This is a genomic window from Desulfobacula sp., assembly GCF_014237455.1.
In the GTDB taxonomy this organism is placed as follows: domain Bacteria; phylum Desulfobacterota; class Desulfobacteria; order Desulfobacterales; family Desulfobacteraceae; genus Desulfobacula.
Window position 1 is genome coordinate 1 of sequence record NZ_JABZFL010000036.1, and the last position, 26658, is coordinate 26658.

Genomic DNA, 26658 nt, shown 5'->3' on the forward strand with positions numbered 1-26658 from the left:
ATGTTAGGCTTCAAAATCATAAAGAAAAAAGGATGACTCAAATGAGTCTCTGGAAATAATAACTTGACCCTTTTAGGGTCTCCATTATGCCACCCTTTTTAGGGGTGGTTGTTAACTGGTGGTTCTGAGGTATGAAAGAAATGCGGCTGTAAAGGAATCTTCTAAAAAACCCTTTCTTGACAGAAATCGGTTGCGTATCCTATTATAATTCCATATTTGAAAGTATCCAAAAAGTTCAGCAACACATTTTTTTCGATCTTGATTAAGGTGAAAATTTTGAAATTGGAGAAATTTATGGATGAATGTACTTTTATTCACAGGTGTATCGTTGAAACCATAGATGGGTTACAGGAGGGACTGACCCATTTTTCAGGGCCAAGCCGAACAGCTGTTATTTATTCTATTAAGCCGGATGATTCCATACAAATTTATGATCCGCAAGGCCTTCTGACAGGTCATGAGCCAAAATTCAAAGAATTGTATATAGATACGGATGAGTGGCGAAAAAAGACAGCCATTTCTTATGACAAAAAAAAATTCAGCAATTTGATTCCGGAAAAAAATTTGGGATTGGCCGGGCTGATCTCATATGGCGGGCGTTCAAGCTCTGCTGTTTATCAAATGTGGTTTACAGAACACCATCCGGATATGTGCTCTATCGGTCCTACTGAACGGTGGCTGGAGCAGGCTGCCTGGAGGCTCTCCCATGATATCGCCAATGAAGAAGATCTGTACACCGGTATTTCAGGAAGTTTTCTGAAGGAATACGCTACTCATGCTGTCCGGGATTATCTGGTCGATGAAATGAATGTTTTGATTGGGTGGGACACGCAGCTTCGGATTTACCCGGTTCTGGAAGCAGTCCTCAAAATATCAAGAACCCCTGAAGAAGGTGCCTGGCCAAAAGGCAAATTGATTTTTGTTGAAAAGCGGTCATTACCAAAAATGGAGTTTATTGCAAAATTTTCTAAAGCAGAGCAACCAAAACTGGATAATATTAAGCACATCCGAAAGCTTCTCCAATCTGTTGAAAACTCGGATCGGAGGTTGGTGTCAGATGAAAAAACAATTATCGGCATTATCAAGGGGGATAACCCGGATTTTTCTATCACTGCTGATTTCAAAGGACGGCATGGCTTTTTAAAGCTAAATGATAATGCTGTCTGCAGTTTTTCAGATGGCAGTTTCAAGTCAACCACTCGTAAAGCCAAACTTGTGCAGGTTGAAGAAGCCTTGCTTGAATCCAATATGGATCCGGAAGCTGCTTCCACTCTATTTAAAATTGTTACCAGTATTGTTCATGGTGCGGCAAAGCAACGGCATGGCTGCTCTATTGTAATAGACCTGAATAAAAAACCCATTTTTATCTCTGGGCATTCTCTTGAGTATCCTCTTGATCTTGAAAATTATGAGTATTTGGAATTGATCAAATCTTTGTCAAAAGTGGATGGTGCCCTGCATCTTGGGGCTGATTTGAAACTTCATGGTTTTGCCTGCCTTCTGGCAGGTCATTATATTTCAGGTGAAGACCGGGCACGTGGTGCACGGTATAATTCAGCTCTCCGATTCACTGCAGAGCACGACAATATCATTGTCATTGTGGTTTCATCTGATGACTCTGTCTCCATCATGATGGATGGCGTAGCCCTGAACACCCGGAGTCAGTGGAAATCTTCATTTTTTTGCAATGCGCCTGTGCCACTCGAAAAATGGTGGACAGCCTCAGGGTTATCCTAATATCTAATTACCGCGACATATTGTAATAACGGCTCGGCCCTGGCTGTCGTCCATTTTTCGAGTGTCTTATTGCGTGAAAGATAATCTTCGGTGTTTCAAGTTGACCATAAAAATAATATCAGATAATATAAAAACATGATCTTGCATATTGATATGGACGCATTTTTTGCGGCTATTGAACAAAGAGACAACCCGACCCTGAAAAATAAACCTGTCATCATATCAGGCAAGTCAAAAAGAAGTGTGGTAGCAACGGCAAGTTATGAAGCAAGATTATTTGGCATCCGGTCAGCCATGCCGGTATTCCAGGCAAAACAGAAGTGTGACCACCTGGTGATTGTTCCCGGAAACATGAAAAAATACCGTGCCGAATCAAAAAAAATGATGGAAATCATTTCACATTTTTCCCCTCTGGTGGAACAGGTTTCCATTGATGAGGCGTATATTGATATCAAAGGCTGTGAAAGACTGTTCGGATCTCCAGAAAATATTGCCCGTTCAATAAAAAAATATATATATAATGAACTGTTTTTAACCTGCTCGGTCGGGATTGCGCCCATTAAATTCCTCTCCAAGATTGCATCAGACATGAACAAACCCGATGGAATAACCATTATTAAAAGATCCCAGGTAAAAAACTTTATTTTTTCCCTGCCTATTCAGAAAGTATCGGGGATTGGAAAAAGTGCAATGAAAAAAATGGAAATCTTGCAGATCAAAACCCTGGGAGACATAAATAAATATACCCTCCCCATATTGACCCAAAAATTTGGCAAAATGGGTCAAAAGCTGATAGCGCTTTCAAATGGTATCGATCCGTCAAGGGTTGAAACCAATTATACAAGAAAATCCATTTCCAGTGAAACAACCCTGTCAAAAGATATCTTTGATTTTGAAACTATTAAACAGATGATACTGGACAGATCTCAAAGCGTTGGAAGGGAGCTAAGAAAAAAAAATTTTGTGTGTGAAAATGTGTTTATAAAGCTTAAGTTTTCTGATTTTTCACAAATTACCAGGAGCAAAAAGCTTGATACATCCATCTGCTCTTCCGCTGCTATTTTTAACGAAGCACTTGCCCTGTATAAAAAAGTTCAGTTAAAAAAGAGAATAAGATTGGTGGGTGTCGGTGTCACAGCACTCAAAGATAAAAACACCCCGGTCCAGATGCAGTTGATTCAAGACCAGTCCAGGCAGAAAAAGCAATGGGAATCGGTGGATTCGGCGGTAGATTCAATATCGGAAAAATTTGGCACCCATATCATTAAAAAAGCATCACTAAGCGAACTAAATTATAGGAGAAATTCCGATGCAAAAAACTCAAATTAAAGTTATTATCAGCGGCAGAGTCCAGGGCGTCTTTTACCGGGCCCATACCAAAGATACGGCCGACAGGCTTGGAATCAAAGGATATGTTAAAAACCTGTCCGATGGCTCTGTAGAGGCTGTCTTCGAAGGAGAGCAACCAGTCATCACCCAGATGATGGAGTGGTGCCATAAAGGGCCTGCCGCAGCAAAAGTTGACCATGTCCTGGCTGAAAAGACAGAAGCATCATCGAATTTTGAAACATTTGAAATCAGATATTAGTTAATCAATCCTACTACCTGGATTTTTTTTCTTTAACCCGGCTTTCAAAACAGCGCTATGAACGTCTGCCGCGAGATGAACCGGACTTTTTCCCCAAAGCGGGTCCCAGTTTGCAGGATCTGCTGAACAAAAAAACTGAACCTCAAGACCAAATCGTGTTAATGCCTTTTCAATGGGCATATTTTTTATTTTGTCTGCTGCATTCCATGTCGCACCGCAGGGCGCACCCTTTGAGACCTTGATATTTGTAATTATATCTTTTTGGGTTATCACTTCAATTTCAGGTGTACCAAAAGCCCTGCCATAATCCCCAAGCCCTGCCTGCCTGGAAAGAGCACAGCATATGGGAGGGCAGATGGCATCCCCGGTAATTATCTTCTTTCCTGAAGCAACCACAGGGACACCTATTTTTTTACATAAAACACTTAAATCATCGGAAAGATCCCTGTGTTTTAAATAATCAAGTACAATATCTGCATCAATCTTATCAGGCAGATATTGTGATGTATCATCAAGCACAAGCGGCAATGATTCATCAATGTCGAATGTTTCAATAATAAATTGTTTTTCACCAAATTTATTAATACCCTCTATTTTACTCTTTCCCGACCCATTCTGCTGGAAAACCATAATTTTCTGCATATTTTAAAATCCCAAATCTTCATTAACGAGAATAATTTTAATCCTGTTTTTTATAAAACTTTTTTCTAGTATTGTCCAGTAATTGCAAATCCTGTCAGGGCTGCTGCAATCATGACAAATACCTGTTTTCCGGCAGGGTGTTTTTTTATCAAGATTCATGGTATTTACAGGGGCAGCATAATTTTTTATCCTGATCATGGCATCTTCCAGGTCGCCTGTAATTTTATTTCTGCCAATAATTAGTAATACGGTTTTAGGACCCCACATTATAGCTGCAACCCGGTTTCCCATCATATCAAGATTCACCAGGTGGCCTGCCTCTGTGAGGGCATTGGTACCGGTAATAAAAAGATCCACCATTAAGGACTGTCTTCTTTTGTCCATCATTTCTTCTTTTGAAAGGCTTTGATCAAATGTATTGAGGACATCAATATCCGGGTTATCCTTGAGCTCATGAAAAAGGCCTGTGGCTACAAAGGACATTGAGCCGCCCCAGGAGACACTTTTAATGTCAAGCTTCGGTATAATATCATTCATGGCAATTTCTTTTGCGGCTTTTGCGTCCTGGGCTATAAAAACTTCAAAATTATTATTCTCAAGATTTTCTTTTACAGATTCCAATTTGAGGTTCCAGTAATTATCAATAGGTTTCTTCATTTTTTATCCTTTTTTTTTATTTTAACAAATCAATAATCCAGGACACTATAAACGAAAGCTTTCTTTTCATGCAATAAAAATTTATTATTAACAATGTGCGAAATAATGGACCAATTACACAATCCACCGAAATTTGCGATTCCATGCTTGGGAAAACCTCAATTTTATTTATTTATTTTAATGCAAAATATGGTTTTTACTTAAAAATTTCTTGTTTGAAGAGATCAAACAATGTTTAAGAGCCTTTATTCCCAAGGATTTTGGCAAGTTAGCATTTTTTTCTTACCAAGCAATACAGGTATTGTAAATCTTAACAGAAATTTTCTTCTTTTTTATTTAAAAAAAGTGTTTTTTTTGTTGACTTCCGCCCTCGTTCTTAATAATTCATACACTACGACATAAATCGAATTCACTAAATGACTACGATTTTTCTTCTCACTTGGTACGTTACCTGTACTTGGCCTGAACTGGGAAAAGCAGACTGCTCTAAGTAAAAAGAAATTTAAGTTGCAAGATATATATTTTTATTAATACCATTATTTATTTGTTGTAAAAATATTTGCAAAAATTTGTAAAAAAGGGAGGTGGTGCCCCATTCATTATTTCTTTATAATTTTAACGACTTAGCAGGCAAACCAATATCAACCAAAGGAGATGATTCATGAGCAAAAAACAAGATGAAGTTGTCGAAACCACTGAGGCCCAGATAGCTGTTCACTGGAAAGAGGAAGACTATTATTATCCATCCACAAAATTTATTGCTCAGGCCAACCTCACCGATGAAGGAATTTTTGACAGGTTCAGTCTGGATAATTTTCCGGATTATTATACAGAATTTGCTGAACTGCTGACATGGTACAAGTACTGGGACGAAGTACTGGATAGCAGTGACGCCCCCTGCTACAAATGGTTTAAAGGCGGAAAACTTAATGCCAGCTACAATTGTATTGATCGCCATTTAAAAGACAATAAAAATAAAACTGCCATCCATTTTGTTCCTGAACTGGAGGAAGAACGCGTTCAGCATATCACCTACCAGGAACTGTATGTAAGAGTGAATGAATTTGCAGCCTTGTTAAGGGATACGGCAAAACTTAAAAGAGGGGACCGGGTCACCATCCACATGCCCATGTCGGCGGAACTTCCCATTACCATGCTGGCCTGCGCAAGATTAGGTGTGATTCACTCGGTTGTTTTTGGTGGATTTTCAGCCAGTGCCAGTGCTGACAGAATCGTTGATTCCCAGTCCAGAGTTTTGATCGTTACGGATGCTTATTACAGGGCAGGGAAGCTTCTTAATCATAAATTCAATGCTGATGAAGCAGTTAAAATTGCCGAAGACCAGGGACAGACAGTTGATACAGTACTGGTATGGCAGAGATATCCGGGTAAATATTCTTCTGAAACCCCCATGGTTGAAGGAAGAGATATTTTTGTAAATGAAAAATTAAAAGACTATTATGGTGCCAGGGTTGAACCCGAACAAATGTTGAGTGAAGATCCTCTCTTTTTAATGTATACCAGCGGGACCACGGGCAAACCCAAAGGCTGCCAGCATGGTACCGGCGGATACCTTGCCTATGTGACGGCAATGTCAAAATACATTCAGGATATTCATCCTGAAGATGTTTACTGGTGCATGGCAGATATCGGATGGATCACAGGTCACTCCTTCATTGTTTACGGCCCGCTTGCCCTGTGTGCCTCTTCTGTGATTTTTGAAGGGGTCCCAACCTATCCGGATGCGGGTCGATCCTGGAGAATTGCCCAGGAGCTTGATGTCAACATTTTCCATACCGCACCCACCGCCATCAGGGCTTTAAGGAAACTGGGTCCGGATGAACCCGCCAAATATAACTATCATTTCAAACACATGACCACCGTTGGTGAACCCATCGAACCGGCTGTATGGAAATGGTATGAATCTGCAGTCGGCAAGGGAGAAGCTATTGTTGTTGACACCTATTGGCAGACAGAGAACGGCGGATTCCTCTGCAGTACCGTGCCGGCTCTCAAACCCATGAAACCGGGCAGTGCAGGTCCTGGTGTTCCCGGTATCCATCCGATTATCTTTGATGATGAGGGCCATGAGGTTGCCGAGCCCGGTATTGCAGGTAATATCTGTATCCAGAATCCCTGGCCCGGCATGTTCCAGACCATCTGGGGTGACAGGGACAGGTTTGTTGATACTTACTTTGCAATGTATAATACAAAACCAGACAGTAAAGACTGGAGAGACTGGCCATACCTGACCGGTGATGCAGCCACCATGTCCGAAGACGGCTATTACAGGGTCCTTGGAAGAATTGATGATGTCATCAATGTATCCGGTCACAGACTGGGCACCAAAGAAATTGAATCGGCATCCCTGGTTGTGGATGAAGTTGCAGAAGCCGCAGTTGTACCGGTTGCCCATGAAATTAAAGGCAAGGAACCTGATCTGTATATTGCGCTTAAGCCTGGCATCCCTGCAACGGATGAACTGGCGCAGAAAATTTCAGACGCCATATGTGAGCAGATCGGGAGAATTGCCAAACCCAGAAAAGTATGGCTGGTTCCGGATATGCCCAAAACAAGGTCAGGAAAGATTATGCGAAGGGTGCTGGGTGCTATCTCCAATAAAGGTGATGTGGGTAATGTCATGACACTTGCTAATCCGGAAGTTGTAGAAGAAATCAAAAACATGGTTCAAAAATAATAAAATTATCCGCTGAAATTTTGGGAGGTTATTCTATGTCCAATTTGTATGACCAAGCGTATGATCAATCCATAAATGATCCTGATGGATTCTGGGGAGCTATTGCTGAAGACTGCCACTGGTATAAAAAATGGGATAAAGTACTGGATGATTCAAACAAGCCGTTCTACAGGTGGTTCACAGGTGGAGAAACAAACACCTGTTACAATGCGGTTGATCTTCATGTGGAGAATGGCCTGGGTGATCAGGATGCCATTATCTATGACAGCCCGGTAACAGGTACCATCAGAAAATATACCTATTCTAAGCTTAAAGAGATTGTTGCAGAATTTGCCGGGGTTCTGGCATCTAAGGGAGTCGGCAAGGGTGACAGGGTTGTTGTTTATATGCCCATGATCCCGGAAGCAGTTTTTGCAATGCTGGCCTGTGCCAGGATCGGGGCTGTCCATTCTGTGGTATTCGGCGGATTTGCAGCCAATGAGCTGGCCACCCGTATTAATGATGCCAAACCCAAAGTAATTGTATCGGCATCCTGTGGTATTGAGGTGAAAAAGGTCATTGAATACAAGCCGCTTTTAGATGAGGCCATTGAATTGTCCGATTCCAAACCTGATGCCTGTATTATTTTACAAAGGCCCCAGGCCAAAGCAGAGTTGATAGACGGCCGGGATTTTGACTGGAATGATGAAATGGCAGCAGCCGTCCCTCATGATTGTGTTCCTGTAAAAGCCACTGATCCGCTTTACATCCTTTATACTTCCGGCACAACAGGTGAGCCCAAAGGGGTTGTAAGAGATAACGGCGGACACATGGTGGCTTTAAAATGGACCATGTCAGCCATTTACGGGGTTGACGCGGGTGATGTATACTGGGCAGCCTCAGATATTGGTTGGGTCGTAGGCCATTCATATATTGTCTACGGCCCCCTTCTTAAGGGATGTACCACCATTCTTTTTGAAGGAAAGCCTGTCGGGACTCCTGATGCCTCTGTGTTCTGGAGAATTATATCCCAGCATAAGGTTAACACCCTTTTTACGGCTCCCACAGCATTCAGGGCCATTAAAAGGGAAGATCCAAGTGCTCAAATGATGCGGGATTTTGACCTGTCCTGCTTTAACTATCTGTTTCTGGCAGGTGAAAGACTGGACCCGGACACATTGACCTGGGCAGAGAATGCTCTAAAGATACCGGTAATTGATCACTGGTGGCAGACCGAAACCGGGTGGGCCATTGCAGCTAATTGTGTCGGGATTCATCAATTTGACGTCAAACCGGGATCTCCTACAAAAGCGGCTCCGGGATGGAATCTGGCCGTTCTGGGAGATGACGGAAACCCGATTGGTGCAGGAGACATCGGTGCTATTGTCGTCAAACTGCCCCTGCCTCCGGGCACACTGCCCACGCTCTGGCAGAAGGATCAAAGATATATCGATTCCTATCTGAGCGTGTTCCCCGGATACTATGAAACTGCTGATGCAGGATTTATTGATAAAGATGGCTATGTCTTTGTCATGGCCAGAACAGATGACATTATCAATGTTGCCGGCCACAGGCTGTCCACCGGCGGCATGGAAGAAGTCATTGCAGAACATCCGGATGTGGCCGAGTGTGCGGTCATGGGCGTTGCAGACCAGCTCAAAGGCCAGATACCCCTTGGGATGATGGTATTGAATGCCGGTGTTGACAAAGACCATGCACAGGTGGTCAAAGAAGTCATTGGCCTGGTCAGAACCAAGATCGGGCCGGTTGCTGCGTTTAAAACAGCCACTGTGGTCAAGCGGCTTCCCAAAACAAGATCCGGTAAAATCTTAAGGGGAACCATGCGGGCCATTGCAGATAAAAAAGATTATAAAATCCCTGCTACTATTGATGATTACACCTCTCTGGATGAAATCGAAGAATCCTTAGGGAAAATCGGATATGGCAACAAGGCATAAAATTTTAAACATAAAAGAAAGGGGACAGATTTAAACCTGTCCCCAATCACAAATTAAAGGAGGTGGTGTGATATGCCCTGATTATCCTTAATCAAAAATGATAATCATGAAGTGATCCATCCAAATTCAAAAGAACTATGATACAGGAGGAAAAAAATTTATGGAACCGAAAACTTGGGTATTTCTAATGTTAGGAATATACATTATTTATTGTTTCTGGTGGGGTTTAAAAGGTTTTTTTACGGAAAAAACCGCATCAGGCTATGGAATTGCAGGGCGTTCCATCCCTTTTATAGCATTTTTGATGGCCGCAACTGCTGCTTCCTTTTCCGGGTGGACATTTGTAGGGCATCCAGGTTTGATCTGGAAGGTGGGGCTGGTATATGCTTTTGCCTCGTTCTATGTCTTGACCATTCCCATTACAGGAGCGTTCTTTGCTAAAAGAAACTGGCTCATGGGCAAACGCTACGGCTTTATTACCCCGGGTGATATGTTTGCATATTACTATAATAATGAATTTATTCGATGGTTGACTGTTCTGGCAGCACTTTTATATTCAATCTTTTATTCAGGCATTCAGCTGATCGCAGCATCAAAACTATTTTACTGGGTAGCCGGCGTTCCACCGACCATTGGTCTGATATTCATGGCCTTTATTGTATGGTTCTATGTGGTCACCGGTGGTCTTAAAGCCAGTACCTGGGTAGGCGTTCTCCAGTTTGTGCTTTTGGTCGGCGGTATTATACTGTTAGGGTTTTATGTTGTCACATCCGAGGTTTTTGGCGGATGGTCCGGCATGTCAAAGTCTTTAGCGGCCCTTCCTCCTAACTTTACGCAAGTGCCGGGGATTATCCATTTTGGTATCGGAGGCGGCTGGACTGCGGTGATGGTCTTGACCTATATGTTTGCTCTTATGGGTATTCAGTCATCACCGGCTTTTATTCTGTGGAACTTTGGTATTGCATCTCCTAAACCTTTGGCATGGCAACAGGTTTTCATGTCAACATTTGTTGTCGGGGTTTGTTTGTTTTTCTTTTCAGCTTTCCAGGGAATGGGTGCTAAAATTCTCGAGCTGTCTGGTGAAATGATCATTGCCAATAACGGAGATGTTGTCCCTAAACTCATGACAAAATTCTTACCAGGACCTATCCTGGGCCTTGTTTTCCTTGGCGCCATTGCAGCCATCCACTCCACCTCCGCTCCCTATATCGGTACCGGTGGTACCATCATCCAGAGAGATGTCTGGTGGAGATATGTCAGAGGCCAGAAAGGGTCTCATAGTGAACAGATCTGGACCAACCGGGTCATGGCAACCCTCCTAACAGCAGCTGCGGTGGTGGTGAGTCTCACCTCATCGGATGCCATTGTTATGATCGGCGGGTTTGCAACGACCTTTGGCACCATTATGTACCTGATGCTCTGCGGTGTTCACTGGGGTTTTAAATTTCCCAGCACTGGCGCAGCCCTAGGCCTTGCTGTCGGTATTGCCGTCAACATGTTAACCTATTTTGTCTGGAAATATCCCTTATCAATGCATACGGCATTCTGGGGCATTTTTGCAGGGTTTGCCGTGGCATACGGCTGCCGCGGACTTGGATTCAAAAACACTGAAGAAACCGATGCCCGCCAAAAAGAAGTCAGAGAATGGCTTGACAGTATTGACGGACCTTCTGAAAGTGGCAAAATATGGCGTGCCAGGATGAAAATTATTATTCCGATATGGTATTTCTTTGCTCTTGGCCCTGCTATTATGCTGGGGAACAATGCATTCTCCTTTTGCGGATTTCCAGCCCTATGGTCATGGCAGATTGTCTGGTGGATCGTTGGTATTATCATGATGTGGGCTCTTTGCTTCAAAGCTGAAATGTCTACCACTTCTGAAGAACAGATCAGACGTGCAGATGTTGAAACCATGGATGTAACCAAAGAAGCAGATGATATGGCATAAGTTATTTTGCTTAACATTTTTTAAGGAGGACATATCATGACTAAAGATGTTCAATATCTGATCGCAACAATTGCTTTTTGTATTCTGTTAACTGCCAGTTTCGGCTGGGGATGGTGGGGATAACCACCCTACTTAAATAAACATTAAATCTTAAAAAGAAGAATTCCATGATGAATCCTTTCATCATGGAATTCTTCTTGTCTTTGGATTGAATGAAGCAGACCAACCGATTCTGGAAAATTATTTTTGTTACCCTGTTTACAACAATGGTTGTTATCAGCGGTATTTTATTTTTTTTATGGCAGACATTGACTGAAGAACAAATTCATGCTGTCACTACCATCACCAACGATCATTCTTTATATATTATCAGCGCTATTTTTATTTTTGCTTTTGTAGCATTTGCCGGGCTTGAATTTATATTTATTGCCTATATTGAGCCGTTGAAAAAAATTTCTGCCGAAGCCTCCATGATTTATTCATCTAACCCTTCCCACCGGTTAAACATTACGGGTAACAAGGATATTAAAAATCTATCATCTGTTATCAATGATTTTGCAGATATGTTTGAAAACCTGAACAAAAACATTACCCAACAGATACTGGTTGCCAGAAAAGAGACTGAAAAAGAAAGAAATCTTTTGGCTGCCATCATGGCTGAACTCCCCCAGGGGGTTATTATCTGTAATACAAGCGGCAGAATTTTATTGTTTAATTCCCTTGCAAAAAAAATATTTACAAAAGAAACCAGTTCAAACACAGCTGAATATTTTATCGGGCTTGGCAGATCCATATTTCACCTGATTGATAAGGAACTAATTGCCCATGCCGTTGAAGAAATTGAAGAACATCTGAATAACGGCAGACAGAGTGTGGCCTCTTATTTTTTTACCCCTATTTATACCGGACGCTTGATCAGCATTGAAACCACACCTGTCCTTGATCAGAGTAATCTGATGACCGGTTTTATTCTTACGTTCCAGGATATGTCGGATGATATTGACCGGTATGAGAATATCAATCAAACTCTCTTGTCTTTTAAACAAATGCTGGGCAACAATATTTTACAGGAAGGATCGGTTGTCAGCGATATAGTCAAACAGACGGATAAAGAGCTTTCCAGGGATTTTAAGCTCATTAACGAGAAATACCTTCATATGTCCAGTTTTATTCTTGATTCAACATTGAATAAACTGCCTTTAACGACCCTCTCTCTGAGCTATTTTCTTTCTTCTCTACAAAAAAGGCTGTGGGATGAGAATGGGATAAATCTCAATTTATTGAATAATGACACTGACACACGGATCTTGGCAGACACCTATTCATTCACCGTGGCACTTGTTTTTCTCCTGGTAAATTTATCAGAATTCACTACACAAAATGAATTTGATCTGGAAACTTCAACACAAAAAAAAGAAATCTGGTTTGATATAAAGTGGCAGGGGAATACTGCAAGTCCACCCCAGATTAAAAATATACTTTCAAAAAAAATAAGAGGGTTGCCTTCCTTTGGATATGTTCTAAAGCAGAACAGGGCTGAATTTGAAATTATTGCACACAACAATCAAGCCTGTTCACAGGTCAGGATTAAAGCAAAATCCCAATTAAAATATTCCTCTACCAGGGAAAACAGACCTGCTGTAATGGCAGCAAGCAGACCGGAGTTTTATGATTTTGATCTTTTTGATATTAAAGATGCAAATTTTGATCTTCTGGACACCAGTTTAAAAAATATCACCTACACGGTTTTTGATACTGAAACAACCGGCCTGAACACGGATGGCGGTGATGAGATTATCGCCATCGCTGCCGTAAGAATTGTCAACAATAGAATCGTATACCAGGATATTTTTGAGGAACTGGTGGACCCGAAAAGAGATATCCCTATGGAATCTTATAAAATTCATGGTATTAATTATGAAATGGTGGCCGGGAAAAAGGATATCAACACGATTTTACCTGTATTTAAAAAATTCACTTCAGACACGGTGTTTGTGGGGCATAATATCGCTTTTGACATGAAGATGTTGAAAAACAAGGAAAAGGCCACCCATATTAAATTTCTAAACCCCGTACTTGATACGCTTCTTTTATCTGCAATTTTGCATCCCCTCCATGAACAACATGATATGGAAAATATTGCAAAACGCCTGGGGGTTAATATTATCGGAAGGCACACAGCCCTTGGGGATGCCATAGCAACAGCAGAAATTTTTTTAAAATTGCTCCCCATTTTAAACAGCAATGGAGTCCTGACCCTCAAAGATGCCATTAAGGCATCTAAAAAAACTTACTATTCACGATTAAAATATTAGTTGAACTATTTGTTATTTAAATGATACTTGAGTGAACACTAACCGTTAATACTAAAAAGGAGTGACCTATGTCGCATCGATTGTTGCAATTTGCCGGATTCTGTTCTGTTTTTTTTGGAATTGTGTTGTTTTGTGTTGTTTTGGGGGGGTACACCAGTTTTTGGAGATCCCAGAATCGAATTGAAGCTTCAAAGGCACTTTTGACGGATGCCTGTCAAAACAGGTTGGATTTATTACCCGAGCTTATTGAAATAACAAAAAAAAATAAGATGCAAGCTATTGGTCCAGAGATAAACCAGGCCGCTCAAAAAGCAATGACCATTTTGCAAAAGACCATTACTCAAGAAACACCCCTTGAAAAGGCTCTGATAAAAGAATTTGAAATTTCCCAGTCAAAATTGACGTTGCAATTAAAAGACCTGTTCACTCAATTGGAAGGGTCTTCTGATAAAAATTTTCAACAATTTAAAGCCGTAAGAAGCCTCTTGTTTGCAGCCCAGGACAACCTGTTTGTGACAAAGAAACGTTATAACGATGAAGCAAACTATTTTAATACAAGAGCAGCGGCATTTCCGACGTCTTTATTTGCAAAATTGTTTAGATTTAATAAAATGAAATATATAGAAATTTCAAAAGATCTGTTTTTGCCTGCAAATAAAGTTTTTGCACCATCAACATCATGAGATTTAAGAAAGGGTGAATTTTACTTGAAAAAAGAATCACAGACGTATCCGTTCTCAGTGCTTTCAAAACAAGACCAGGAGGAATTGACCCCTGCGTTTTCCTATGAAAAAGTCAAGAAAGACACTGTTCTTTTTGAACAGGAAATCACAAGAGTTGAAAAACTCTATATCCTCTCCAAGGGCCATGCCCAATACTATTATGAGCTGAACAATACAAAAGTACTGACCGGAGAAGTGAACATCGGAGATAATTTTGGCGGACTTTCAATTCTATTGAACGATGCGGTTTCCATCAGATCTTTAAAAATTCTTGAAGATTGTATTTTTATAACACTTAAAGCAGATATTTTTTTAAGCTTATGCAAGGCAAATCCAAAGTTTCAAGATTATTTCACCAATGAATTCGGCAAATGCATGCTGAACAAATCCTTTGCCGGCATCATTTCAAGACGGATAAAAGACAAGGAATTTAACCTGCCCTTTTTCAATCGACCCATCCGGACCATTTTTCAACCCAATATTATCACCTGCCCAATGGAAACCAGCATTGAAAATGCTGCCATTAAAATGAACCGGAACAATGCCAGTGCTATTTTGATAAAAAAAGACAGGCGAACCATTCAAGGTATTGTCACTGATGCAGACTTAAGGAAAAAAGTGATAGCAACACATATGGATCTGTCCCAGCCTGTCTCAACTATCATGTCATCCCCCCTTATCTCTATTTCAGCTGATAGTCAGGTATTTGAAGTGTTTTTATCTATGATTGAAAATGATAAAAGACATTTGGCTGTTTATGGCCAATCAGGCGATATTACCGGTATCGTCAGTGAAAAAGATCTTATATCCGCCCAGACAAAATCAACCTATCTTCTGATAAAAACCGTTAAATCCGCCAAGACCATTCAGGAAATTGAAAATATTCATTCAAAGCTTGAAAAAATGCTTCTTGATCCCATAAAAAATGGTGCCAGTCCTGAATACATCACGCGCCTGATCACTACATTTTCAGATGCAATAATTGATAAGATCATAAGATTCTCCCTTGATAAAATGGGCCCCGCACCTTGTAAATTTGTATTTTTAACCATGGGGTCGGAGGGCCGTGAAGAACAGACCCTGATATCTGACCAGGATAACGCCATTGTCTATGAAGACGGGCAACACCCTGAAAAGGCAAAAAAATACTTTGACAAACTTTCACAACTCATCTGCGATCAGCTGGATATGACAGGATACAGGTTTTGTGACGGCAATAACATGGCAAAAAACCCGAAATGGTGTCAACCTTTATCCAAGTGGAAAAAATATTTCAACACCTGGATTCGAACCTCAAATCCGGAAAATCTTCTTCATTCCAGTATATTTTTCGATTTCAGGGGGACCTGGGGAGACATGGCCCTGGCAGATGACTTAAAAGAGTATCTTTTGAGTGCCATAGGAAGCTGGGCCGGGTTTTTAAGAAATCTCACAGAAAATGCGGTTTATTTTAAACCACCCATTGGTCGGTTCGGCAAACTGATAGTAAAAACTCAGGGCGAGCACAAAGGGTCTCTGGATATCAAACTGGGCATGCTGCCACTCACTGATTTTATAAGGGTTCATGCCCTTAAAAACGGTATTTCTCAAACCAACACCTTGACACGGCTGTTCAGACTCTACACCCGGCATGCAATAACCAGCAAAGAATACACGGATATTATCAGGGCCTATAACTATATGATGCAATTAAGATTCATGCGACAGATCACCACCATTATGGATGAAGAAAAGAGCCCTGATAATTATATCAATCCCCATAATCTTTCCGCCCTGGATCAAACCATGCTAAAAGAAATTTTTAAAATGATTGAAAAACTTCAACGAAACCTGGACGTTGAATTCACCGGAGTTGTTTAATCATCTTTTTTTTATTTCTATCTCAGATGGCCGGACAGATGTATCTGCTTTCCATTTCTATAAATTAAAAGTAATATTTCCCCGCCGGATTCTGTATTCTTAATTTCTTCTACAAGCACCTGAGGTTCGTTTGTGACCTTATTGTTGACTGCAAGAATAAGGTCCTGTTTTTGTACTCCCATCTCCTGAGCCAAACTATTTTCAGCTATTTTCAGGACAACAATACCTTCCTTTTTATCAAGGCCCAAGGTCTTCATATGTTCCTGGGTCAATGGTGCGATTGTTACCCCAAGACGCTCTTTCCCTGTGAACTGGCCTATACTATGAGTATTGGCGGGACCTTTTTTTATCTGGAGAACCTCTGGACCGTTCGACTCGACCTTGACCTCCAGTTTTTGCCCTGTATTTGTCTCGAAATAAGGTCTTCCGGCAGCAATTATATGGGGTAGCGCAATCCGTAAATCAGAAGTACTTCCTTCGCTTTTCAAAGTGGTTTTCCACACTTGAGAATGGTTTTTTGAGTCATAGGCCTCTAAGATTAAAAATCTCGCATACGTCGTTTTTTTGGTTGTTACTGTCTCTGTTGTAGGCGGCACATGTACCCATGTCCACCCGACCGGGTAGCTGTATCCGCCGGAAGTCGTATAAGTGTTGGTGGAGGTCTCTGTTTTAGGACTCCCTATCCCATATGCCATGCGGACAAGCAGATCTGCGCCTTCTTTATTGGTTACACGGTTGTATCCTTTCTGTGACAGGGCATTTCCTACATACCTTGCAAACTCTTTGAATTGCAGGTCGTTATCGCTGACATTTTTCATGGCGGATGATATGATATAAGTCTTGCCTTTTAAATCGGCGCCGGTATCAGCTATCGAGTCAACTGATACATGGTAATAGTTACGGGGTGCTACATAGGGAGTAGGAGTGGTAGCACACGCAGTTAACAATAGAGTAAATATGGTAAAAATACCTGAAATTAATACAGCAGTCTTTATTCTTTTCATGTTTCCTCCAGTCTTGTTTCCTCTTTTTTTAATCAAGTTTCAAGTCGATTTTCAGTCGGTTAATTATTTCTTCTTTTTTTACGGTATTGTCAAGTTTATTGAGTAAAAACGGGATATTTATCATAGGGGGATTTCATCTGGTCATGTCCTCGGCTGGTTAACTTACAGCCTGTTACAGACTGCTTACCCCATGTCTGCTCCAGGCTGATCACCTTACATCTGTTGAAGGCTGATTCCCTTACGTCCGCTGGATGGACATTGCAACACGTTTTAAGCTTACCTTCGCTGACCGCCCTGAACTCGCTCATTCTTCGCTCAAACACCATGGCGGCTTAACCGCTGTGGCAATCAAAACCGTGTAAGCAAAGATCCATATGCTCCCGTAAGGCAAACAGCCTTCAACTAACGAAATCAAAATTTAATGCTTCCTGCGCTATGCCCGGACCAAAGTTCGCAACCTCCTCAAACTGGGAACTTCCAAAAGACAGGCCATTATGACAGCGATTAGTCGCAAAGGGCCTTGTCACCTTGCCAGAACCCTGACTGCGCAAACCGGTATGACCAACAAATGGCTATCTGAACAGGGGTTATTGGGTGGCGATGTATTGTTTCCGTGGGTATAATGTAATGTGGTGCCTCATATCTATTTCTTTTTGCCGTTCAATGAAAGACCTTTGTGAACTTTAAAAAATTATTCGGGCACTAGGGAGGATAAGTCACCCCGAATCTCCACTTTGTCAGGTATACAGTGGGTGAAAAGTTATTTGTTTTTTTGCAACACATTTTTTTCGGTATCTTGTTCTCGTCTAATGAATTGAAATCATTTGAAATTTTCCGCACTAAAATATTTTCTTATTGATTAATGGGAAAAATACTGTTAAATTTCCACCCTTGAAATTTGGACTATGGGAAGGTTTAAGGGAATGAACTCAAAGAATATGGATAAGACACTTTTAAAACAAATTAATAAACGCAGGACATTTGCGATCATCAGTCATCCTGATGCCGGGAAGACAACCCTGACAGAAAAATTATTATTATTTGGCGGTGCCATACAGCAGGCCGGTGCTGTTAAATCAAGGAAAGCTGCAAGGGCTGCAACAAGTGATTTTCTCTCTATTGAACAGGAGAGAGGGATCAGTGTATCTTCTTCTGTTATGAAGTTCACTTATAAAGATTATGAGATTAATCTTCTGGACACCCCCGGGCACAAAGATTTTTCTGAAGATACATACCGTGTGTTGACTGCTGTGGACTGTGCCGTCATGATCATTGACAATGCAAAAGGGGTTGAACCGCAGACCCAGAAATTGATGGAAGTCTGCAGGATGCGGAATACGCCGATTATTACCTTTATTAATAAACTGGACCGCGAAGGCCTTGAACCGCTGGATATTTTTGAAGATATTGAGGATAAACTCCAGATTGAATGTGTTCCTTTAACCTGGCCCATTGGTATGGGCAAGAGATTTAAAGGCGTTTATAATCTTGAAAAAAAAGAGCTGGGTATTTTTTCTCCCGGGTTTACGCCCAGGGATGATGATGGCGTTTTTATCGATGACCTGACAGATTCAAGGCTTGATGAACTGATTTCTGAAACCCAGGCAGAACAGCTCAGGGAAGATGTGGATTTAATTGTTGGCGCATCAGATCCGTTTGACCTTGATTTATATTTGAATGGTACCCAGACACCTGTTTTTTTTGGATCAGCTGTTAATAATTTCGGGGTTAGAGAGATGCTGGATGCGTTTGTCAAAATCGCACCCCGGCCAGGAAAGCGCCACACGGCTACAAGAGATGTAGAACCCCATGAAAACGCATTTTCCGGATTTACATTTAAAATTCAGGCCAATATGAACCCGGAACACAGAGATCGTATTGCGTTTTTCAGGATTTGTTCAGGAAAATTTACCAAAGGGATGAAAGTAAAGCACCACAGAATTGGAAAAGAGATCAAAATTTCCAATGCCACCATTTTCATGGCCCAGGAAAGAAATAATATCGAAGAAGCTTATCCAGGCGATATTATAGGGATACACAACCATGGAACCATCAAAATCGGTGACACATTTACTTCCAGAGAACCTTTAAAGTTTTTAGGCATTCCCAATTTTGCTCCCGAGCACTTCAGACGGGTAATCTTAAAAGATCCTTTGAAGGCAAAGGCGCTTCAAAAGGGGTTGATCCAGCTTTCAGAAGAGGGAACCATACAGGTGTTCAGGCCTTTAATCGGGAACATGTACATTATTGGTGCGGTCGGAGTGCTTCAGTTTGATGTGACCATGGCACGGCTTAAAGCGGAATATAATGTGACCGCTGATTATGAAACTATTGATTTATCCGTTGCAAGGTGGGTAACATGTAAAGATGAGAAAATACTGAAAGACTTTAAAAAGAAAAATGAATCCAGTCTGACCCTGGATTCCGAAGAATGGCTGACCTTTTTGACAACCAGTGAGTATCAGCTGGGATTCACCATGGAAGAGTGGCCTCAGATAGAATTTCATAAGACAAGAGAGCATAATTAATTAACCTACTTAAAGATAAAGGAAAATAAAAATGACAGATAAACGAATCTTTAATTTCAATGCCGGCCCTGCTGCGTTACCCTTACAGGTCCTGGAAGAAATAAAAGCCTCTTTTTTAAATTTTAATCAATCGGGTATGTCCATTACAGAAGTCAGTCACAGGTCTTCTTATTTTGATGATGTCATCAACGACGCGGTCGACCGGGCAAAAAGACTTTTAAAACTGGATGACCGGTTTCATGTTCTTTTTATACAAGGCGGCGCCTCTCTTCAATTTGCCATGATTCCCATGAATTTTCTTTCCGGAGATGACACAGCAGATTACGTCAATACCGGCACATGGTCAACAAAAGCGATAAAAGAAGCTGAAATCCTAAAAAAGAATTATACGGTTGTTGCCTCTTCGGAAGACAAGAATTTTTCATATATTCCCCAAAATATCGAGTTTTCAAATGATGCCAAATATGTTCATCTGACATCCAACAATACCATTAAGGGAACCCAGTTTCATGAGTTTCCGGATACAAACGGTATTCCCATTCTCTGTGATATGTCTTCAGACATTTTTTCACGGCCCCTTGATATGGAAAAATTTGGTTTAATATATGCCGGAGCTCAAAAGAATCTTGGGCCTTCCGGTACCTGTATGGCGATTATCAGGCAGGACATGCTGGATATGGCAAAAGAAGCTCTGCCGTCCATGTTAAAATATTCGACCTATTCATCAAAAAATTCAATGTATAATACACCCCCCTGTTTTGGAGTATATACGATTGATCTTGTTTTAAAGTGGATTGAACAAGAGATGGGCGGGATTGAAAAAATGGAAGAATATAATATTAAAAAAGCAGGCCTTTTATATGATTTTATCGATTCAAGTTCCTTTTACAGAACCACAGCCGCAAAAGACTCAAAATCCTTAATGAATGTGACCTTCAGACTTCCTAACGAAGAGTTGGAGAAACAGTTTGTTGTCAAAGCGACTGAAAACGGGCTTGGCGGACTTAAAGGGCATAGATCGGTCGGCGGGTGCAGGGCTTCCATTTATAATGCAACAACCATGGAGGGCATCAATACGTTAATTCAATTTATGGAAACCTTTGAAAAGGAGAACAAATAATGAAAGTTCTTGTCAGCGATAAGATGGGGGAAGCCGGTTTAGAGATATTTGAAAATCAGGAAGGAATCGAACTTGATGTAAACACGGGGCTTACTCCCGAGGAGTTAAAGCAGATCATTGGCCAATACGATGCACTGGCCATCAGGAGCGCTACTAAAGTCACAAAAGAGATTCTTGATGTTGCCACAAATCTTAAGGTGATTGCAAGAGCCGGGATAGGGCTTGATAATGTCGATATTGACGAGGCCACAAAAAAGGGTGTGGCAGTTATGAATACCCCAGGTGGAAACACGGTAACCACAGCAGAGCATGCCATTGCAATGATGATGGCGTTGACAAGGAATATTCCACGAGGCACCCAGTCCATGAAGGAAGGGAAATGGGATAAAAAACTGCTCCAGGGAAGAGAAATCAGTAACAAAATATACGGTGTCATCGGGTTTGGAAATATCGGCTCTATTGCGGCAAACCTTGCAAAAGGATTGAGGATGAAAGTCATTGTATTTGATCCCAATATTTCTTCCGAACATATTGAAAAGGCCGGATTTGAATACGTCTCCTTAGATGAATTGTATGAACGATCTGATTACATCACTATCCATGTTCCTAAAATGGATGCCACGATTGATTTGCTCGATGCCGAAGCGTTTGCCAAAATGAAAGACGGCGTCATGGTCATCAATTGTGCAAGGGGAGGGATTATTAATGAGTCTGCCCTTTATGATGCCATCCAGTCCGGTAAGGTCGCAGGTGCTGCCCTTGACGTGTTTTCTACCGAACCTCCGGGAGAACATCCTTTGTTGACGCTTGATCAGGTCATCGCTACCCCCCATCTGGGAGCATCCACCAAAGAAGCCCAGACAAATGTTGCGGTTGCAGCAGCAAACCAGATTATTGCCTACTTGTTACAGGATACCGTCATTAATGCGGTCAATGTGCCCTCTGTTACCGGGGAAGTGTTAAAGCAGCTTGCCCCCTTTTTATATCTTGCAGAAAAAATGGGTATAATGCAGGCGCAGATTACAAAGGGCGGGGTCAAGGAAATCAATATCGAATATATTGGCAAATTTCCTGATTTTGATTTGAAACCCATTACCATATCAACGATTAAAGGATTCCTCGCACAATTTGTTCAACATGAGGTCAATTCTGTTAATGCAATTTCTCTTGCCAATGAAATGGGAATCAAAATTTCAGAATCAACTTCACAGGAAGCCGGAAATTTTTTAAACCTTATAAGGATAACAATTGTATCGCAAGAAGAAACCAATATCGTTGAAGGGACCATTTTCGGCAAAGATGATGCCAGAATTGTCAGAATTAATAAGTTCCGATTAGAGGTCATTCCCGAAGGGCATCTCAGTTTGATCCACAATCTTGACAAGCCTGGTTCCATCGGTTCCATGGGTGTGACACTTGGAAAACATGATATTAATATTTCCCGTATGATGGTGGGTAGAGAAGAAGACGGGCAGAGAAATATTATATTTTTGAGAACAGATACCCCTATTCCTCCTGAAGTTGTAAAAGAAATTGAAGACCTGGAGCTTGTCATCAGTCTGAAAACCTTTGAATTGTAGCAATGATAGATCCAAAAAGGAAGATACCCTACAACTATACCTCAGCCGATGATGACCAGATCATCAAACATCTTTTTGGATCTAAACTGCTCAATGTCATTAAGAGATTTGAACCCGAAAAAGACTCCGGCAGATCCTCCAGACTCCTTTACAGGTTTATGGGGGATCTGTTTATTATCCAGCGAAATTCCTTTCTTTTTCAGGAACTTGTTGAGAATCCACACCAGAGGAAAAGATTGTTTTTTGAATTTAAAAACGATCTTATCACCATTGAAAATACTGCCGGACAAGAAGATGTTCTTGTCATTCTTGAAAAGTGTAAAAAAAAGCTGAACAGGCTTTTAGAAAAAATCAGAACCGTCCAATCCGATCAGAATCGCATTTTAAAGCATTTGTCACCGATTATTGGTAAGGCCAATATTTATTTTGATCCGTTTAATATAACCGCCCATGCAACCGATGCCACAGACTGGCGACGTTACACCCCTGTTGCAGTTTTGCGCCCTGATAAAGAATCTCAGGTGCCAAGGCTTGTAAAAAAGATTGAAAAACTTGGGTTTCAAATCATTCCAAGGGGTGCCGGCACCGGATTGACAGGAGGGGCAACCCCTTTGACATCCTCTTGTGTCATGCTCAATACTGAAAAGTTGAATCGAATTTCAGATATTGTGGTTGAAAAGGACAAAAAGGGAAAAGAGTATGCCGCCATTACAGTTGAGGCAGGCGTCATTACGCAGGATGCGATCGCAGCTGCAAAAAAACAGGGATTTATTTTTGCAACCGATCCGACCAGTTCCTGGGCATGCACCATCGGCGGGAATCTATCTGAAAATGCAGGCGGGAAAACGGCTGTTTTATACGGAACTGCCATTGACAATGTGCTGTCCTATCATATTACCATGCCCGATGCGGTATCCTATACGGTTAAAAGGAAAGATCATCCCTTAAGAAAAATACTTCCGCAAGACATTGTCGTTTTTGATATATATGATCAGAAAAACCAATTGTTCAAAACTATCATACTTAAAGGCAGCCAGATTCGAAAAAAAGGACTGGGTAAGGATGTTACCAATAAAACCTTGAACGGGCTTTTGGGTATTCAAAAAGAAGGGTGCGATGGCATTATTACCTCTGCTACGTTTGTTTTATATCCCCAATTTCAATTTAAAAAAACCGTTTGCATAGAGTTTTTTGGTAATGATATGAGCCAGGCAGGATTGGTGATCGCAGACATTTCCAGGGCATTCTCTACTCAGCGGCCAGCTTTGATGGCGTTAGAACATTTTGATGAGCAGTATATTAAGGCCATAAAATATAAAACCAAAACATCTGTCGGAACAAGACTTATTGCTGTACTTCTCGTTGATATGGTTTCAAATGATAAAAAACAATTGCAAACAGGGGTTAAAACCCTTGAAACCTTACTTGAACCTTATGACAAGACCGGTTTGAGTGTTGCTGAAAATGACAGGCAGGTTCAAAGATTCTGGCAGGACAGAAAACGCTTGGGGGCGATTGCCGCCCATACCAATGCCTTTAAATTAAATGAGGATGTTGTATTGCCGATAGATTCATTGGCAGAGTTTGCCAGGTTTGTCGATCAATATAATATTCAAGAGAAAAAATTTAATCAGACTCAGATTATATTAAATATTATTCAGTATCTTGATACGGCAATTCCGCTGTCAGATCCTGAGCTTTTACGAAAAAGGGTGGGGCAGGCAAAGGATCTGGCATATAGAACAAGGAAAAAACTGGATATTGCCTCCAGAGATGCGCTTGAAGCCGCCATTCATTCTAAAAATTTTTACAGGGAGGTCATTAACAATTTACACGGGTATACGTTTGTTATTGAAAATGTAACCCGGGTTTATGAAGAAACAAAGGCAAGGCTTATTGTCATTGCCACCCATATGCATGCCGGTGATGGGAATGTCCATGTCAATATTCCGGTTTTGTCAAATGACCGCCACATGATGGAAAGAGCGAATTTTACAGCAGATAAAATAATGGAAAAGGCAGTTCGGTTAAATGGAGTTGTTTCCGGGGAACATGGAATTGGAATCACAAAATTTAAACACCTTGATCCGGAAAGGATAAAAGAGTTTACAGACTATCGTAAAAAGGTTGATCCTAACGGATTAATGAATCCCGACAAACTCTTTGATTCGAATATTCTTGAAAAAGTGTTTACGCCGTCTTTTAATTTTCTTGAGCTTGAAGCCAGGATTTTAAAATATGGATCCTTATCAAAACTTGCCATGAATATTGCCAATTGTGTGCGGTGTGGAAGATGCAAGCCTCAATGTCCGGTTTTTTATCCTGGGCAAAACATGTTTTTTCATCCGAGAAATAAGAATTTATCCATAGGGGCATTGATCGAGGCATTGCTCTATATTACCCAGCGGACACAATCTACGGGATTTGAAATTTTAAAAAACATAGAGCAAATTGCAGATCATTGTACCATTTGCCACAAGTGTTTTATGAAATGCCCGGTGAATATTGATTCGGGAAACATCTCCATTGAAGAGAAGGATATCCTGCAGAATATGGGGTTTAAGCACGCATCTTTGTCAACAAACCTGACCCTTAAATATCTTTCCAGTAAAAGCAAGGCATTGAATCCTGTACTGAGAACCTCTCTTCTGGGTATTGGCGGAACCCTTCAGAGGGCAGCAACAAGTGTTTTTTCGCCGCTGATAAAAACAAATGGGTTGAAACAGAACACCTTTTTTCAATTGCTTAAATCACCGGTAGCAAAATTTGATTCCGGAACTTTAAGGACTTTTTTATCAAATATAAATAAAAATCAAGCGGTTATTTTAGAACCTGAAACCAAAATCAGGGCGACTGTTTTTTATTTTCCCGGGTGTGGAAGCGAAAGGATTTTTTCTAAAATATCAATGGCCGCAATTTTCCTTTTATTGGAAAATCAGAACAGGGTGATTTTACCGCCTCCCTATATGTGTTGCGGTTATCCTTTTCTCGTCAATGCAAAGAAAAAAATGTATGATCAGATGGTGCTTGAAAATATTATTATTCTGACCCAGATAAGAGATATGTTCAGGGATCTGTCATTTGATGCATACATTGTCAGCTGCGGAACCTGTATGGAATCTCTCAATGAAATCAATGTTCCCCGGATATTTGACTGCCCGATTCAGGATATTTCAGAATATGTATTGAATCAGGATCACTCCATACAACTGAATCAAGATTATCTCTATCACACCCCCTGCCATGATTCTTTAGAGGATAATGCAATGGCATTGTTGAAAAACCATTTAAAGGCAAATACCATTCGAAAAATTCCTTATTGTTGCTCTGAAGCCGGAACAATGGCACTTTCAAGGCCGGATATTACCAATGCAATGCTGGAACGAAAAAAGAATGCATTAAAAAAAGACGACACAAAAGACGGATTAAAAAAAATATTAACCAATTGCCCGTCATGCATACAGGGGCTTTCCCGGCATCAAAATTCAAAATTGCAGCCCATCCATCTTGCACAGGAACTTGCGTTCCTCAAAGGCGGGAAAAACTGGGAAGGAAAATTGAAAACCCATATACGCCAGAATGAGGTTGTTACATTTTAATATGAACCTTGTCCTTTTGGAAAATAAAGATTTTATCGGCAATGAACGGGTGGTTATTCAAGGAAGACGGTTCAAGCACTTGATCTCGGTAAACAAGGTGAAGAAAAGCGATCGACTGGTCTGCGGCCTTTTAAATGACAAGATCGGAACCGGGTTGATTACAAATCTATGGAAGGATTCTTTTGAAATGGAAGTTCATCTGACTGATGATCCACCCGAACCATTACCCCTGATCCTTGTTTTAGCCCTTCCAAGGCCGAAAATGCTGAAGCGGATTATAGAGAGTGTTACAAGTCTCGGGGTTAAAAAAATTTATCTGATAAATTCATGGAGAGTGGAAAAAAGCTTTTGGCAAACTCCGTTGCTTAAAGAAGATCAGCTTAGAAAATATATGATTCTGGGACTGGAACAAAGCCGTGATACAGTATTACCCAGGATTTATCAAAAAAGATTTTTTACTCAATTTGTAAAAGAGGAACTTTCTCAAATTTCAAAAAACACTTTGTGTATTACAGCCCATCCTAAATCTTTAAAAATCTGTCCGTCTGGTGTAAACAAAAAGATAACACTTGCCATAGGTCCTGAGGGCGGGTTTATTGACATTGAAGTTGCAACATTAAAAAAACAAGGGTTTTTTTCATGCCATATCGGACAAAGAATTTTAAAGGTTGAAACCGCTGTAACCTGTTTAATTTCACGGCTGTATTCATAAAAGAGGAACCA

At 40.9% G+C, this 26658-nt stretch carries 18 protein-coding genes; 14 read left to right on the top strand and 4 right to left on the bottom strand.

All coding sequences use genetic code 11. The annotated features are described in order from the left end of the window. The first annotated feature begins 294 nt into the window (after positions 1-294). From HGJ91_RS05615 to yccX, 3 genes are all read left to right on the top strand, one after another. Positions 295-1737 (top strand): DNA integrity scanning protein DisA nucleotide-binding domain protein, encoded by a 1443-nt coding sequence (locus HGJ91_RS05615; protein WP_291346725.1) that lies wholly within the window; start codon positions 295-297, stop codon positions 1735-1737. A 153-nt stretch (positions 1738-1890) separates the two neighbouring features. Continuing rightward, positions 1891-3066, top strand: a complete 1176-nt coding sequence (gene dinB, locus HGJ91_RS05620) for a DNA polymerase IV (protein WP_291346726.1) — start codon at positions 1891-1893, stop codon at positions 3064-3066. Beyond that, positions 3047-3325: an acylphosphatase gene (yccX, locus tag HGJ91_RS05625; RefSeq protein ID WP_291346727.1), complete on the top strand. Its 279-nt coding sequence runs from the start codon at positions 3047-3049 to the stop codon at positions 3323-3325. Before dinB ends, yccX begins: the two co-directional genes overlap by 20 nt. Here the strand turns inward: yccX and dfsP are convergent, their stop codons facing one another. Together dfsP and HGJ91_RS05635 are read right to left on the bottom strand one after the other, a co-directional pair. Continuing rightward, positions 3326-3967 (bottom strand): DUF166 family (seleno)protein DfsP, encoded by a 642-nt coding sequence (gene dfsP, locus HGJ91_RS05630; protein ID WP_291346728.1) that lies wholly within the window; start codon positions 3965-3967, stop codon positions 3326-3328. A gap of 3 nt (positions 3968-3970) precedes the next feature. Next, a complete protein-coding gene (locus HGJ91_RS05635) occupies positions 3971-4624 on the bottom strand; it encodes a lactate utilization protein (RefSeq protein ID WP_291346729.1) in 654 nt (217 codons plus the stop codon). 661 nt (positions 4625-5285) lie between these two features. Here HGJ91_RS05635 and acs point away from each other — a divergent pair. From acs to HGJ91_RS05665, 6 genes are all read left to right on the top strand, one after another. Next, complete coding sequence (acs, locus tag HGJ91_RS05640) at positions 5286-7322, top strand: acetate--CoA ligase (protein ID WP_291346730.1); 2037 nt, start codon at positions 5286-5288, stop codon at positions 7320-7322. Positions 7323-7357: 35 nt separating this feature from the next. After that, positions 7358-9259 carry a propionyl-CoA synthetase gene (locus HGJ91_RS05645; protein WP_291346731.1) on the top strand — a complete coding sequence of 634 codons (1902 nt, stop codon included), beginning with the start codon at positions 7358-7360 and terminating at the stop codon, positions 9257-9259. A gap of 160 nt (positions 9260-9419) precedes the next feature. Next, positions 9420-11207 carry a sodium:solute symporter gene (locus HGJ91_RS05650; RefSeq protein ID WP_291346732.1) on the top strand — a complete coding sequence of 596 codons (1788 nt, stop codon included), beginning with the start codon at positions 9420-9422 and terminating at the stop codon, positions 11205-11207. A gap of 212 nt (positions 11208-11419) precedes the next feature. Then, a complete protein-coding gene (locus HGJ91_RS05655) occupies positions 11420-13522 on the top strand; it encodes an exonuclease domain-containing protein (protein WP_291346733.1) in 2103 nt (700 codons plus the stop codon). Positions 13523-13590: 68 nt separating this feature from the next. Beyond that, positions 13591-14205 (top strand): LemA family protein, encoded by a 615-nt coding sequence (locus HGJ91_RS05660; RefSeq protein ID WP_291346734.1) that lies wholly within the window; start codon positions 13591-13593, stop codon positions 14203-14205. 24 nt (positions 14206-14229) lie between these two features. Continuing rightward, positions 14230-16104 carry a DUF294 nucleotidyltransferase-like domain-containing protein gene (locus HGJ91_RS05665; RefSeq protein ID WP_291346735.1) on the top strand — a complete coding sequence of 625 codons (1875 nt, stop codon included), beginning with the start codon at positions 14230-14232 and terminating at the stop codon, positions 16102-16104. Between the two features lie 17 nt (positions 16105-16121). On the opposite strand, the gene HGJ91_RS05670 is transcribed toward HGJ91_RS05665, so the two are convergent. Then, positions 16122-17108 (bottom strand): DUF4136 domain-containing protein, encoded by a 987-nt coding sequence (locus HGJ91_RS05670; protein ID WP_291346736.1) that lies wholly within the window; start codon positions 17106-17108, stop codon positions 16122-16124. 95 nt (positions 17109-17203) lie between these two features. Next, positions 17204-17434 (bottom strand): hypothetical protein, encoded by a 231-nt coding sequence (locus tag HGJ91_RS05675; protein WP_291346737.1) that lies wholly within the window; start codon positions 17432-17434, stop codon positions 17204-17206. 597 nt (positions 17435-18031) lie between these two features. Here HGJ91_RS05675 and HGJ91_RS05680 point away from each other — a divergent pair. From HGJ91_RS05680 to HGJ91_RS05700, 5 genes are read left to right on the top strand one after another with little or no spacing between them, the layout of a single operon-like run. Then, a complete protein-coding gene (locus HGJ91_RS05680; protein WP_291346738.1) occupies positions 18032-19636 on the top strand; it encodes a peptide chain release factor 3 in 1605 nt (534 codons plus the stop codon). Between the two features lie 31 nt (positions 19637-19667). Beyond that, complete coding sequence (gene serC / locus HGJ91_RS05685; RefSeq protein WP_291346739.1) at positions 19668-20756, top strand: 3-phosphoserine/phosphohydroxythreonine transaminase; 1089 nt, start codon at positions 19668-19670, stop codon at positions 20754-20756. Further along, the gene (gene serA, locus HGJ91_RS05690) at positions 20756-22336 is read left to right on the top strand and encodes a phosphoglycerate dehydrogenase (RefSeq protein ID WP_291346740.1); all 1581 of its coding nucleotides are present in this window, start codon (positions 20756-20758) and stop codon (positions 22334-22336) included. Before serC ends, serA begins: the two co-directional genes overlap by 1 nt. A gap of 2 nt (positions 22337-22338) precedes the next feature. Then, the gene (locus tag HGJ91_RS05695; protein WP_291346741.1) at positions 22339-25935 is read left to right on the top strand and encodes a DUF3683 domain-containing protein; all 3597 of its coding nucleotides are present in this window, start codon (positions 22339-22341) and stop codon (positions 25933-25935) included. A gap of 1 nt (position 25936) precedes the next feature. Continuing rightward, positions 25937-26647, top strand: coding sequence for a 16S rRNA (uracil(1498)-N(3))-methyltransferase (locus tag HGJ91_RS05700; RefSeq protein WP_291346742.1), 711 nt, complete (start codon positions 25937-25939; stop codon positions 26645-26647). Positions 26648-26658: the final 11 nt, after the last annotated feature.

Excerpts from the sequence above, each read along its gene's own strand:
- HGJ91_RS05615 (WP_291346725.1), top strand. The coding sequence starts at position 295 with ATGGATGAATGTACTTTTATTCACAGGTGTATCGTTGAAACCATAGAT.
- dinB (WP_291346726.1), top strand. The coding sequence starts at position 1,891 with ATGGACGCATTTTTTGCGGCTATTGAACAAAGAGACAACCCGACCCTG.
- yccX (WP_291346727.1), top strand. The coding sequence starts at position 3,047 with ATGCAAAAAACTCAAATTAAAGTTATTATCAGCGGCAGAGTCCAGGGC.
- dfsP (WP_291346728.1), bottom strand. The coding sequence starts at position 3,967 with ATGCAGAAAATTATGGTTTTCCAGCAGAATGGGTCGGGAAAGAGTAAA.
- HGJ91_RS05635 (WP_291346729.1), bottom strand. The coding sequence starts at position 4,624 with ATGAAGAAACCTATTGATAATTACTGGAACCTCAAATTGGAATCTGTA.
- acs (WP_291346730.1), top strand. The coding sequence starts at position 5,286 with ATGAGCAAAAAACAAGATGAAGTTGTCGAAACCACTGAGGCCCAGATA.
- HGJ91_RS05645 (WP_291346731.1), top strand. The coding sequence starts at position 7,358 with ATGTCCAATTTGTATGACCAAGCGTATGATCAATCCATAAATGATCCT.
- HGJ91_RS05650 (WP_291346732.1), top strand. The coding sequence starts at position 9,420 with ATGGAACCGAAAACTTGGGTATTTCTAATGTTAGGAATATACATTATT.
- HGJ91_RS05655 (WP_291346733.1), top strand. The coding sequence starts at position 11,420 with ATGAAGCAGACCAACCGATTCTGGAAAATTATTTTTGTTACCCTGTTT.
- HGJ91_RS05660 (WP_291346734.1), top strand. The coding sequence starts at position 13,591 with ATGTCGCATCGATTGTTGCAATTTGCCGGATTCTGTTCTGTTTTTTTT.
- HGJ91_RS05670 (WP_291346736.1), bottom strand. The coding sequence starts at position 17,108 with ATGAAAAGAATAAAGACTGCTGTATTAATTTCAGGTATTTTTACCATA.
- HGJ91_RS05675 (WP_291346737.1), bottom strand. The coding sequence starts at position 17,434 with ATGGTGTTTGAGCGAAGAATGAGCGAGTTCAGGGCGGTCAGCGAAGGT.
- HGJ91_RS05680 (WP_291346738.1), top strand. The coding sequence starts at position 18,032 with ATGAACTCAAAGAATATGGATAAGACACTTTTAAAACAAATTAATAAA.
- serC (WP_291346739.1), top strand. The coding sequence starts at position 19,668 with ATGACAGATAAACGAATCTTTAATTTCAATGCCGGCCCTGCTGCGTTA.
- serA (WP_291346740.1), top strand. The coding sequence starts at position 20,756 with ATGAAAGTTCTTGTCAGCGATAAGATGGGGGAAGCCGGTTTAGAGATA.
- HGJ91_RS05695 (WP_291346741.1), top strand. The coding sequence starts at position 22,339 with ATGATAGATCCAAAAAGGAAGATACCCTACAACTATACCTCAGCCGAT.
- HGJ91_RS05700 (WP_291346742.1), top strand. The coding sequence starts at position 25,937 with ATGAACCTTGTCCTTTTGGAAAATAAAGATTTTATCGGCAATGAACGG.